Origin of the sequence: Streptomyces sp. NPDC021562, assembly GCF_040640875.1 — a bacterium.
Lineage (GTDB): Bacteria > Actinomycetota > Actinomycetes > Streptomycetales > Streptomycetaceae > Streptomyces.
In genome coordinates this window covers 22,202-33,872 of sequence record NZ_JBFACN010000020.1, presented here as the reverse complement: position 1 = coordinate 33,872, position 11,671 = coordinate 22,202, and the positions used below count along the sequence as shown (strand labels likewise).

10 protein-coding genes are annotated in these 11,671 nt (G+C 74.8%); 6 read left to right on the top strand and 4 right to left on the bottom strand.

Going from position 1 to position 11,671, the window contains the following annotated elements; all coding sequences use genetic code 11:
* Nucleotides 1-27: 27 nt before the first annotated feature.
* Both AB0G52_RS28300 and AB0G52_RS28295 read right to left on the bottom strand, forming a co-directional pair.
* Complete coding sequence (locus AB0G52_RS28300; protein WP_132889950.1) at nt 28-489, bottom strand: CBS domain-containing protein; 462 nt, start codon at nt 487-489, stop codon at nt 28-30.
* Nucleotides 440-1,501, bottom strand: coding sequence for a nitroreductase (locus tag AB0G52_RS28295; protein WP_361339899.1), 1,062 nt, complete (start codon nt 1,499-1,501; stop codon nt 440-442). The genes AB0G52_RS28300 and AB0G52_RS28295 overlap by 50 nt, the downstream gene beginning before the upstream one ends.
* A gap of 187 nt (nt 1,502-1,688) precedes the next feature.
* Between AB0G52_RS28295 and AB0G52_RS28290 the strand changes: the two genes are divergently transcribed.
* Entirely contained in the window at nt 1,689-2,309 is a 621-nt protein-coding gene (locus AB0G52_RS28290; protein WP_361340086.1) for a CBS domain-containing protein, read from the top strand.
* Between the two features lie 93 nt (nt 2,310-2,402).
* Nucleotides 2,403-2,921, top strand: coding sequence for a DUF2231 domain-containing protein (locus AB0G52_RS28285; protein WP_132889948.1), 519 nt, complete (start codon nt 2,403-2,405; stop codon nt 2,919-2,921).
* Nucleotides 2,922-3,132: 211 nt separating this feature from the next.
* On the opposite strand, the gene AB0G52_RS28280 is transcribed toward AB0G52_RS28285, so the two are convergent.
* A complete protein-coding gene (locus AB0G52_RS28280; RefSeq protein WP_361339895.1) occupies nt 3,133-4,587 on the bottom strand; it encodes a HAMP domain-containing sensor histidine kinase in 1,455 nt (484 codons plus the stop codon).
* Nucleotides 4,584-5,303 (bottom strand): response regulator transcription factor, encoded by a 720-nt coding sequence (locus AB0G52_RS28275; protein ID WP_132889946.1) that lies wholly within the window; start codon nt 5,301-5,303, stop codon nt 4,584-4,586. Before AB0G52_RS28275 ends, AB0G52_RS28280 begins: the two co-directional genes overlap by 4 nt.
* Nucleotides 5,304-5,712: 409 nt before the next feature.
* Here AB0G52_RS28275 and AB0G52_RS28270 point away from each other — a divergent pair, with 409 nt between their 5' ends.
* Genes AB0G52_RS28270 through AB0G52_RS28255 form a run of 4 tightly spaced genes read left to right on the top strand, consistent with a single transcriptional unit; the run spans nt 5,713 to nt 11,663 of the window.
* Nucleotides 5,713-7,290, top strand: coding sequence for an IucA/IucC family protein (locus tag AB0G52_RS28270; protein ID WP_361339892.1), 1,578 nt, complete (start codon nt 5,713-5,715; stop codon nt 7,288-7,290).
* Nucleotides 7,291-7,327: 37 nt separating this feature from the next.
* The gene (locus tag AB0G52_RS28265) at nt 7,328-9,067 is read left to right on the top strand and encodes an IucA/IucC family protein (RefSeq protein ID WP_132889944.1); all 1,740 of its coding nucleotides are present in this window, start codon (nt 7,328-7,330) and stop codon (nt 9,065-9,067) included.
* The gene (locus AB0G52_RS28260; RefSeq protein ID WP_132889943.1) at nt 9,064-10,272 is read left to right on the top strand and encodes a type III PLP-dependent enzyme; all 1,209 of its coding nucleotides are present in this window, start codon (nt 9,064-9,066) and stop codon (nt 10,270-10,272) included. The genes AB0G52_RS28265 and AB0G52_RS28260 overlap by 4 nt, the downstream gene beginning before the upstream one ends.
* A complete protein-coding gene (locus AB0G52_RS28255; protein ID WP_361339888.1) occupies nt 10,269-11,663 on the top strand; it encodes an MFS transporter in 1,395 nt (464 codons plus the stop codon). The genes AB0G52_RS28260 and AB0G52_RS28255 overlap by 4 nt, the downstream gene beginning before the upstream one ends.
* Nucleotides 11,664-11,671 lie beyond the last annotated feature (8 nt).

Genomic DNA, 11,671 nt, shown 5'->3' with positions numbered 1-11,671 from the left:
GCCGGCGCCGAGAGGAAGCCCGCGGGGTCACAGTCCCCGGGGGCCTGCGGCCGTCGGGCCGGGGCCTGACGGTTCTTGCAGCACGGTCCGGGCGACCGGTCCCAGCAGGTCGGCCAGTCCGCGGAAGACGTCGAGGAACAGGTCGTCCACGGTCAGCACGCCCACCGCCCGGCCCAGCTCCAGGACCGGCAGCCGACGCACCCCGGTGCGGCGGAAGGCACGGTAGGCGGTCTGGAGGTCGTCGCCCGCGTCGACGGTGACCACCCGGGCCGACATGACCGCGTCCACCCGCGCGTCCCGGTCGAGGCCACCGCCCAGCCCGCGCACCGCGACGTCGCGGTCGGTGACGATACCGAGCAGCATCCCCTCGGCGTCGACGACCAGCACCGATCCGACGGAGGCGTCCGCCATCCGCCGGGCCGCCTCGGCCAGTTCCACGTCAGGGGCCACCGTCACCGGCGGGGCGGTCATCGCCTCGGACACCTTCATACGCCACCTCCTGGTGGGGGGACGGGACGACGTCGAGCACCTCGGCCACCGGACGCCGGGGGCTGGGGTGGCCGAGGGGGCCGTAGCCGAGCCGGATCACCATCTGCACATGCGCCATGCCGGAACCCGGGTCGCGGGTCACCCGCCGCAGCTCGGGCCACTCCAGGGTCTGGGACACCATGGAGGCGACCAGCCCGCCGGCCGTGGCCGTGAGCAGGACCCGCTCCAGCGCCTGCCCCGCCCGCAGCCGGTCAACCGGCCCGTCCCGGCCGGTACCCAGCAGCGCGAGCTGGGGATTCCGCTCGAACACCGCCCAGCCGCGGCCCGGCACCGCGTGCCCGGCGGCGAAGTCACGCACCGGCGTCGCGCGACCGTACCGGCTGGGGCCGAGCGCCTCGACGGGGATGCCGTCCGACGCGGGGGAGGCGCCCGCGGGGCCGGACCGGACCCAGCGGGCCGTCTCGGCGCGCAGGGCGGGGTCGACCGCTTCCCGGCCCTCGGCGTCCTGCACCAGTTCCAGCAGCTCCTGCACGTGCCAGGTGCCGGGGAAGACCAGCTGCGCCCCCTCGGCGTCCGCCGCCTCGCACAGCCGCTCCCGCAGGTCGGCCGGTATCGGCCGCTCGCTGAAGGGACGACGGCTGGAGTGGCGCCGGGGGAGCGCCGGGTACAGGGCGGCGAGCGCCGGGTCGGGCGGTGCGGTGTCGTCCAGGGTCACCCCGGCGAGCAGCGTGGGGTCCGCCGGATCCGGCAGCAGCCGTACCACCGGGGCCCACCCGGCCGCGCAGGCGGCCACCCGCAGGTTGAACAGCGCGGCACCGCACCCCATGTACAGGCCACGGGCGTCCGGGTCGGTGCGCGGCAGCGCGCGCGAGGGATCGGCGTACAGGCGCAGGACGCCGTCGGCGGCCAGGTAACGGAAGCTCCACGGCTGTGCGTTGTGCAGCGACGGCGCCGTGATGGCGTCGGCCACGAGTGCGGTCAGCGTGTTCGCGTCCACGTGCTGAGCGGTCACGATGACTCCCTTCGCCGGGCCTCGCTCCCAGCGTGGCCGGTCGCCACCGTGGCGGGCATGGGCCGCCCGAACCCGGCGAGGGGCCACTCGGCCCAAGCCGTGCCCTGTTGTGCCGACGCAGGCTGAAGAGGTGGACGCTACTCCGACGGAGCCGACCGCTCCGACCGAGCCGACCGTGAGCGACGTGATGACCCGCACCGTCGTCGCCCTGCGCACGGGCGCGGCCTTCAAGGACATCGTGAGGACCATGGGGGAGTGGCGCGTCAGCGCCCTTCCCGTGCTGGACGGCGACGGGCGCGTCACCGGGGTCGTCTCGGAGGCGGACCTGCTGCCCAAGGAGGTGTACCGCGAGGGCGGGGAGAACCCCCGGGAGCACCTGCGGCACCTGGCCGACACCCGCAAGGCGGACGCGGTGACCGCCGACGAGCTGATGACCGCCCCGGCCGTCACCGTGCCGCCCGGGGCGTCCCTCGCCCACGCCGCCCGGCTGATGGCCCGCCGCGGGGTGAAGCGGCTGCCGGTGGTCGGTCACGACGGGGCGCTCGTGGGCATCGTCAGCCGCTCCGACCTGCTGAAGGTCTTCCTGCGCGACGACGAGGACATCGCCGCGGAGGTACGCCGGCAGGTGGTCGGCCATCTCTTCGGCACCTTCCCGGCACCCGTGGCGGTCGAGGTGTGCGACGGGGTCGTCACGCTCACCGGACGCGTCGAGGACACGGTGCTCGTCCCGCTGGCCACCCTGCTGGCCCGGTCGGTACCGGGAGTCGTCGACGTGCACTGCGCCCTGACCGGACGGCGGCGCCCTTGAGAGGTGACTGAGAGGTTTCTGTGCAACGCTGACGCGCCTTCGCACCAGGCGTCCCACCGACCCCCCTCACCGACTCCCCCCAAGGATCTGTTCATGACCCTGATAAACGGCCTGCCCGCCCACGTCCTGCTCGTGCACCTCGTCGTGGTCCTCGTCCCGCTGACCGCGTTGGCGCTCGTGGTCGCGGCGGTCTCGCCGCGGGCGGCCCGGCGCATGGGCGTGGTGCTGCCGCTGCTCGCGCTGGTCACGCTGGTCGGGGTGCCGCTCACCACGCAGGCCGGTGAATGGCTGGAGCGCCACGTCGACGACGACGCCCTGGTGCGCCGGCACGCCGAGCTCGGGGACGGGCTGCTTCCCTGGGCCCTGGGCCTGTTCCTGCTGGCGGCCCTGGTCTGGTGGGCCGGCCGGTCGTCGGCCGCGGCGTCCGGCCCGGACTCCGCGGGCACCTCCGTCTGGTCCGGCACGCCCCTGCGGGTGGCCGCGGTGGTCCTGTCGCTGGTGGTGGCGGCGGGCGCCGTGGTGGACGTCTACCGCATCGGCGACTCGGGCGCGAAGGCGGCCTGGCACGACGGCTTCACCCAGTCCGCCTCGAACGGCGCCACGGACCACTGACGGCACCCCCGCCCGCAGCGGCGGGGCTTTCGCCGGGGCGGTCGGCGGCACGCTCGACGCCGAGGACACCCCCTGACGGCCTCACCATGGTGCTCAGCCTCCCGCCGGCACCGCGACGCCACCCGGAGCAACCGGACCCGCCCCGGGCAACCGGACCTGCCGGCCACCGCGGCTTCCGTCGCCGGGGCGGAGGCCCGGTCGCCGAGGCCGGTCAGTGGCAGAGCCTCGGGTCGGGATGCCCGGCGTGCGCGACCGGCACCGGGCACGGGTCGTGGCATGCGGCGTGCCTGAGGCGGACCACGGCGTCGAGTCCACCGCCGGGGGCCGCCTCCAGGGTGACCTCGCCCCCTCCCGCGCGGGTGAGGTGCCGTACCAGGGGCAGACCAAGGCCGGTCCCGTCGTGGTCGGCGTGCGGAGCACGCCAGAAGCGGTCGAAGGCCCGGTGCCGTTCGGCCTCGGTCATGCCGGGCCCCTGGTCGATCACGTGCAGCTCGGCCATGGCCGGGGTACGCGCTCCCCGTGCCGGGGCGGTCATGACGGCCAGTGTGACGACGGTTCCCGGCGCGGACACCCGCAGCGCGTTGGAGAGCAGGTTGTCGATGATCTGTTCCAGTGCGCCGGGGACCGCCAGCACCGGCACGGACGTGCCTCCGGTCACCCGGATGCCGACCTGCTGTTCGTCGGCGAAGGCCGTCCAGATGTCCGCGCGGCCGGAGACGACGGCGTTCAGATCGGCGGGCTCCGCCCGGATCTCCGTGTTCTCCAGCCGGGCCAGTGTGAGCAGCCCCTGCACCATGCGGCTGAGCCGCTCCAGCTCCCCGAGTGCCTGGTCGAGGCTGTCCTGGGCGCAGGGGGCGAGGTGCGGCTCGAAGTTCTCCAGACGCAGCCGGAGCGCGGTCAGGGGTGTCTTCAGCTGGTGCGACACGTCGGAGGCGAACGCCTGCTGAGCCTGGAGCAGGTGCTGGAGCCGGGTCGCGGTCCGGGTGAACGACGCGGTGAGCCGGCGCAGTTCCGGCGGCCCGTGACCGGTGGCCGGCGGATCGGTGATCCGGCCCTCGGCGAGTTGCGCGGTGGCGCGTTCCAGGGCCTGCACGGGGCGGGTGATCGAACGCGCGAGAGCGAACCCGATCAGCGAGGCCGCGGCGAGGACCGCGAGACCGACGGCGGCGAGGACCAGCCAGGTGGTGCGCACCCTGGCCCTGACCGGGCCCAGCGCGTACACCGTGCGCACCACACAGGCCACGGTGGGGGCGGAGCCGCCCGGCACGGTGACCAAGAGGAGCCCACCGTCCGCGGACGGGTCCCGGCGCGTGCCGACGGCGGGGCGGTCGCGCAGCGCCGTGGAGATGTCCGGCTCCGCGGACAGGTCCGTGCCGACCCGGGAGGGGGCGGCGGTGTCGGTGAGGACCCGGCCCCGGCGGTCGGCGACGAGCACGGCGGCGCCGGTCCGCCGCCCGTACGCGCGGGCGAGGTCGGGCAGGTCGGCCGTCAGCCCGTGCTCCATCTTGTCCTCGCACACCTCGGCGAGCGTCATCGCCCCCTGCTCCGCCGTGCGGGAGAAGCGGGCCAGCTCACTGCGGGCGTAGAAGACGCCGAAGGGCACTTCGAGCGCGAGCAGGACGAGCACTATCAGGCTCAGGTGGCTGAGCAGGAGGCGACGGGTCACCGGATCTCCGCCGGGGGGACGAGACGGAAGCCGATCCCGCGGATGTTCTCGATCCAGGACGCGTCGCCGAGTTTGCGGCGCAGCGCGGCGATGTGGACGTCCAGGGTCTTGGTGGGGCCGAAGAAGTTCGGTTCCCACACCGTGTCGAGGATCTGCCGGCGGGAGCAGACGGCGCCCGGGTCCTCCGCCAGACAGGCGAGCAGGTCGAACTCCTTGGGCGCGAGGGCGACGGACGACCGGTGCAGGTGTACCTGCCGGGTGCGGCAGTCGATGGTCAGCGGGCCGATCCGCTGGACGCCGGGCGTCCCGGGACGATCAGCGCCGTCGGCGGGCTGCGCCGGGCCACCCGGGGGGTCGGCGAGGGCCGGGCGGGCACGGCGGGTGACGGCACGGATCCGGGCGACGAGCTCCCGGACACCGAACGGCTTGGAGACGTAGTCGTCCGCGCCCAGTTCGAGCCCGAGCACCCGGTCCACCTCGTCGTCCCTGGCCGTGATCATGATGATCGGCACGGCCGAGCGGGACCGCAGCGCCCGGCAGACGTCGATGCCGTCCATGTCGGGCAGCCCCAGGTCCAGCAGCACCATCGCCGCCTCCGGCGCGGCGAGGCCCTCGGCCCCCGTCCTGGCGTGGTCCACGGTGAACCCGAACCGGCGCAGCCCCTCCGTCAGCGGCCCGGCCACCCGCTCGTCGTCCTCGATCAGCAAGACACGCATGCCGAAAGGCTCACAGACGCCGGCCCCGGCGCGTGGCGCAAACGCCGCAAGCTCCCCCGAGTCAGTGATCTTCCACGACCGGCTCATGCGGTGGGGCGCGGTTTCCTGACGACATCAAGGGTCCGGCCAGCGTGGCGTAAGCCGAGAGTTAAGACGTCGCACGACCGCCCCCTGTTTCCCAGGTGACGCGCGGATGCTGATCCAGGGTCAGCCTGTCGGCCCCGGCGTCCTGTGCGGGCGGTCCGGCGGACCCGCGCCGGGAGAAAGGCTGTTTCAGGGGTGTCCGCGGCCCTCTCGCTGTCTTCGCTCTGGCAGTTCCCTTGATCGTCTTCCCGTAGCGTCGGCCGGGCGGTCGGTGCCACCGGAGCACCACCGGACCACCCGCCACCGCGAGAACCAGGGACACCGCATGCCCATCGACGAACTGCGCCGCGTCCGCCCGGACCTGGTGGAGCCCTTCGCGACCGCACTCCCGGGAGCACGCGCCACCGTGCTGTCCCGCCTGTGGGGCGCCTTCGCACGAGAACCCCTGCCCGGTGTGACCACGCGGCGCCGTGCGTCCGGATCCCTGGTCGTCCACCTGCGACGGGGCGGTTCGCTCTCGGCGCCCGAGGCGGCGGCGCGGCCGTTCGCCGACGTACCGCCCGACTTCGCCGTGGCGGGGCCGCAGGGACCGATCGGCGACCCGGTCCGGCTGCTGGCAGAGCTGGGCCTGCGCACCGCCGCGGCGCAGCGGCTGGCGGCCGAACTCGACAACAGCGTCGCCAACCTGGCCCTCGCCAGAGCCGCCAACGCGGGCCGCAGGGCCGCTCCCGCCGACTCGGCGGACGCCGAGCAGGCGGTCGTCGACGGCCACCCGCAGCACCCCTGCTGCCGGACCCGCACCGGCATGTCCGTCGCCGACGTGCTCGCCTACGCGCCCGAACACCACCCGGTCGTCCGGCTGGCGCTGCTCCGGGTCCCGGCCGACCGCTGGCAGGGCGCCGGCGACTGGCCGGCGACCCTGCGCGACGGCGACGCCCGCCTGCTGCCGGTGCACCCCTGGCAGCGCGACCACGTGCTCCGGCACCACCGCGACCTGGCAGTCGTCGAGGAGACGATCCCGGCCCGCCCGCTGCTGTCGCTGCGTACCCTCGCACCGCTGGCCGGCGCCCTGCCCGGCTGCCACGTCAAGACCGCGCTCGACGTCCAGGTCACCAACTACCGGCGCACCATCTCCGCGGCCGAGGTCGCCGACGGGCCCCCGCTGTCCGAGCTGGTCGCGGCCGTCCTCGACAAGGCCGGACACGGCGGTGGCCTGCGCGTCCTGCGGGAGCTGGGCGGCGGCTCGGTGCGCGTGGACGGGCAGCCGTCCGCGAGCCTGACGGCCATGATCCGCGAATCGACCGAGTGCCACCTCGACGCCGGTGAGATCGCCGTGCCGCTCACGGCCGTGCACGCGACCGGAGCCGCCGTGGTGTCGGGGGACCCGGTGCGCTGGCTGGCGGACCTCGCCGGTCTCGTCCTGCCGCCGGCCCTGACGCTGCTGTCCATGGGGGTCGCCCTTGAGGCACACGGCCAGAACACCCTGGTCGTCCTGCGGGACGGCCTGCCGGTGCGGGTGCTGTACCGGGACCTGGACGGCGTCCGGGTCAGCCCGCGCCGCCTGGCCCGGTGCGGTTTCACGCTGCCGCCGCTGCTCGGCAGCCGCGCCGGCGACGACATCGGCGCGCTGCGCACCAAGCTCTTCGGCGGCCTGGTCAGCGGCGTCTTCAGCGAACTGGTGGACGTCCTCGGCCGGACCCGGGCGGCCGAGCCGCGGGCGCTGTGGGGCACGGTCGCCGAGGCCGGGCGGCGTGTCTTCGCCGACCTGCCGGACCAGGAGGACGCGGCGGCGTTCTTCGGGGACACGATGCCGCTGAAGGCGACCGTCGCCATGCGCCTGTCCGCGAACCCGGGCGCCGCGCAATGGACGTCCGTTCCCAACCCCCTGGCGCTGTGCCGTTGACCTCCGACACCGACCGCTTTCCCCCAGGAGCGACCACATGACCACCGGCACCGCCCACACCGACCGCACCACCACCGCCCCCGCCCCCCACACCGACCGCACCGCCGCCGCCCACGCCCCGGCCGCCGAGCCGGCACGGACGGCCGACCTCGTCACGGCCCACACCCTGCTCAACTGCCTGGTCCGCGAGGTGTCCGCCCCCGAGCACCAGGTGACGGTCGTCGACGACCACCTCCTGCTCCGACTGCCCCGCCGGGGCCTGCTGCTGCGTGCCGCGCTGCGGCGGACCTCGCTGATCGGAGCGCACCGCTTCCGGGGCCCGGTGCAGCGGCTCGACGGCGACGCCTGGGTGAGCGTGGACTGGCGCGAGCTGGCCGCCTGCATCCAGGACGAACTGGAACAGCGCACCGGTCTGGCCAACGAGGAGTTCCTGGGCCAGGTCGCGGACAGCCGGGAGACGATCCGCGTCGTGCTGGAGGAGCGGGCGGGCGCCCGGGCGCCCGCGGACCCGTACGTCGCCTCGGAGCAGTCCCTGGTGTTCGGCCACCGCTTCCATCCCACGCCCAAGGCCCGTACCGGCGACCCGGCGGACTGGCTGGCGTACGGCCCGGAGACCGGCACCCGCTTCCGCCTGCGCTACCTGGCCGTGCGCCGGCACCTCGTACGGGAGGAGGGCGAGCCGCAGGCGCTGGACGCGCTGCACCCGGTGGCCGGCCCCGGTTTCGCCGTACTCCCCGTGCACCCCTGGCAGTACCGGCTGCTGAAGGACCACGAGCGGCTCCGCGAGGCGGTCGCCGCCGGGGACGTCGTGGACACCGGCACGGGCGGCCCGGAGCTGGTGCCGACCGCGTCGGTGCGGACGCTGTACGCACCGCAGGCCGACACGTTCCTGAAGTTCAGCCTCGACGTCCGCCTCACCAACTGCGTCCGCAGGCACGCGAGTTACGAGCTGTCCGGGGCCGTCGCCCTCAACCGGCTGCTCCAGCCCGTCTTCGCCCGGCTCACCGACCGCTTCCCGGGGTGCGCGCTGCTGGCCGAGCCCGGCTACCGCACCCTCGCCCCGGCCGGCGACACCGCCCTCCTGGAGGGCTTCGGCGTCATCGTCCGCTCCGGCCTGCGCGGTCATCTGCGTCCCGGGGTCACACCCCTGCTCGCCGCCGCGGTGGCGGACGAGTACCCGACCGGCGCGGCCCATGTCTCCCGGCTGCTCGCCCGCGGCGACGGCGACGTCCTGGCCTGGTGGGACGCGTATCTCGGGCTGTTGCTGCCGCCGGTCCTGGCCGCCTACTTCGAACACGGCGTCGTCCTCGAACCCCACCTGCAGAACGTCGTCGTCGGCGTCCGGGCCGACGGCACGCCCGCGCAGATGTTCTTCCGCGACCTGGAGGGCACCAAGCTCCTGCCGGGCCGTCACCGGCAGGCCCTCGCGGACCTCCCCGACGCCGTGCGCGGCCCCCTCACCTACGATCCCGAACACGGCTGGAACCGGGTCGCCTACTGCCTCCTCGTCAACCACACCGCCGAGATGCTCAGCGCCCTGGCCGACCTCGACCCGACGCTGGAACCCGCCCTGTGGGGCCTGGTCCGCGACCACCTCGCCGCGTACGCCCGCACCGCCGCCGAACCGCCGCGCCTGCGTGCCCTGCTGTCCGGCGTACCGCTGCCGGCCAAGGCCAACCTGCTGCTGCGCTGGTCCCGCAAGGCCGACCGGCACGCGACCTACGTGCCGCTGCCCAGCCCGCTCGGCGCGGACTTCCCCCGCGAGGTGGTCCGGTGAGGCCCGGGACGTACGACCTCGTCGCCGCACTGCCCGACGACGACCTGCCCGCCTACGTCTACGACCTGCCCGGCCTGCGCGACCACGTGCGCGCGATCCGGGCCGCGCTGCCGGACCGCGTCGAGCTGCTCTACGCGGCCAAGGCCAACTCCGACCCCCGGATCCTGCGCACGCTCGCCGCCCACGTCCACGGCTTCGAGGTGGCCTCCGGCGGCGAACTGGACCACGTCCGCGCCGTCGTCCCGGGCGCGCCGATCGCGTTCGGCGGTCCCGGCAAGACCCCGCAGGAGCTGACCCGGGCGCTGGACGCGGGAGTCGGGCGCCTGCACATCGAGAGCGAACACGAACTCCGCCTGCTGACCACCCTGCTGGGCGGGCGGACCGTGGACGTCCTGCTGCGCGTCAACCTGCCCGTGGACGTGGGCCCGGTCGCCCTGACCATGGGCGGCGGGCCGTTCGGCATGGATCCCGTACAGCTGGACCGCTGCCTGGAACTGATGCGGTCGGTCCCGGGCGTCCGGCTGCGCGGCCTCCACCTCCACCTCGCCAGCGGCCTCCAGGCCCGGCCCCAGCTCCTGCTCGTCGACGAGATCCTCACCTGGGCGAGGAGCTGGGCCGGCGAGCGCGGGGTCGAGCTGCGCGAGGTCAACGTCGGCGGCGGCATGGGCGTCGACTACACGCACCCGCCCAGGGTGTTCGACTGGCCCGCCCTGGGCGCCGGACTGCGGCGGATCCTCGCCCGCCACCCCCACCTCACCCTGCGCGTCGAGCCCGGCCGCTCGGTCACGGCGTACTGCGGCTGGTACGTCACCGACGTCCTGGACCTCAAGTCCAGCCGGGGGCACGCGTTCGCCGTCCTGCGCGGAGGCACCCACCACCTGCGCACCCCGGCCGCGAAACAGCACGACCAGCCCTTCGAGGTGATCCCCCGGGAGACCTGGGCGCGGCCCTGGAACCGTCCGGAGATCAGGGACGAGCCGGTGACGCTGGTCGGGCAGCTCTGCACGCCCAAGGACGTCCTGGCGAGCCGGATCACGACGGAACGGCTGCGGGTCGGCGACCGGGTCGCCTTCGCGATGGCCGGCGCCTACGCGTGGAACATCTCCCACCACGCGTTCCTCATGCACCCGCACCCGACCTTCCACCACCTCGACGACGCCGAGGCGCCCGCCACGGGCGGCACGTCTGCCCGCCGGACGTCATGAGTGCCGTCGTCCGCCCGCCGGCGACGCACGCGCTCACCGTCCGGAACTTCCGGCGCTACCTGCTCGGACAGCTGGTCTCCAACATCGGCACGTGGATGCAGCGCGCCGCCCAGGACCTGCTCGTCCTGCACATCACCGGCGACAGCGGCAGCGCGGTCGGGATCGTGACCGCGCTGCAGTTCCTCCCCGGGACCCTGCTGGGCCTGGCCGGCGGCGTGCTGGCCGACCGGTATCCCAAGCGGCGGACACTGCTCCTGACCCAGACGGCGATGGCCGCCCAGTCGCTCCTGCTGGGACTGCTCACGGTCACCGGAGCGGTGAACCTGCCGTCCCTCTACGCGCTGGCCCTCGTCCTCGGCGCCGCCACCGCCGTGGACGGTCCCGCCCGCAACGCCTACATCGGCGAACTCGTCTCCCGCGAGCACACCGCCGGCGCCGTCAGCCTGAACGCCGCCCAGTTCAACGTGGCCCGCGCCGTCGGCCCGGCCCTCGCCGGCCTGGCCGTCGCGGCGTTCGGCAGCGGCCCGGTGTTCCTCCTGAACACCGCCTCGTACCTGGCCGTCCTGTACGGCCTGATCGCCGTCCGTAGCGACGCGCCGGACGCCCCCGCCCGCGCCCGGCCGGGCCCCGCCCGGGTGAGCGAGGCGCTCCGCCACATCGCCGCCACCCCGGATCTGCTCCTCCCGATCGGTCTCGTCGCCTTCGTCGGCACCTTCGGCCTCAACTTCCAGGTCACCATCTCGCTCGTCGCCGTCACGGTGTTCCACACGGGCGCCGCCGCCTTCGGCTGGCTCTCCGCCGCCTACGCCCTCGGCGGCCTTGTCGGCGCGCTCTACTGGGCCCACCACGGCAAGCCGCCCACCCGGCGCCGTCTGACCTCCACCGCGATCGGCTTCGGCGCACTGGAGGTCGCGCAGGGCCTCATGCCGGACTACGGCTCGTTCCTGCTCCTGCTGTTCCTCACCGGATGCGCCGCGGTGACCGTGACCACCACCGCCAACGCGCTGGTCCAGCTGCACGCCGACCCCCCGCTGCGCGGCCGGGTCCTGTCCGTCTACTTCCTCGTCCTCCTCGGCGGTACCCCCGTCGGCGCACCCCTGGTCGGCATGGTGTCCGATACGCTCGGAGCCCGCTTCACCCTGGTCCTGGGCGGCGCCGTCTCGCTCGTCGCGGCGCTGGCGCTCGCCGTCCGCGCCCGCGGGCGCCGGGCCCCGAGCCCCCGGAGCCGGCGCGGCCTCGCGCCCGCGGCCGAGGGGGCGGCTGCGGGCCCGGCGCCGGAGCACCTTACTCTTACGACATGTAGGAGCTGCCGGGGGTGTGAGCGCGCCCCGGCAGGCCCCAAGAGCGCACTTCGTGGGCTGCCTCCCGGCGCCGACGGGGACGGGCGCTGACCGAGGAG

Bases quoted from the DNA above. Each gene is read 5' to 3' on its own strand.
- AB0G52_RS28300 (WP_132889950.1), bottom strand. From the start codon at position 489: ATGAAGGTGTCCGAGGCGATGACCGCCCCGCCGGTGACGGTGGCCCCT.
- AB0G52_RS28290 (WP_361340086.1), top strand. From the start codon at position 1,689: ATGACCCGCACCGTCGTCGCCCTGCGCACGGGCGCGGCCTTCAAGGAC.
- AB0G52_RS28285 (WP_132889948.1), top strand. From the start codon at position 2,403: ATGACCCTGATAAACGGCCTGCCCGCCCACGTCCTGCTCGTGCACCTC.
- AB0G52_RS28275 (WP_132889946.1), bottom strand. From the start codon at position 5,303: ATGCGTGTCTTGCTGATCGAGGACGACGAGCGGGTGGCCGGGCCGCTG.
- AB0G52_RS28270 (WP_361339892.1), top strand. From the start codon at position 5,713: ATGCCCATCGACGAACTGCGCCGCGTCCGCCCGGACCTGGTGGAGCCC.
- AB0G52_RS28265 (WP_132889944.1), top strand. From the start codon at position 7,328: ATGACCACCGGCACCGCCCACACCGACCGCACCACCACCGCCCCCGCC.
- AB0G52_RS28255 (WP_361339888.1), top strand. From the start codon at position 10,269: ATGAGTGCCGTCGTCCGCCCGCCGGCGACGCACGCGCTCACCGTCCGG.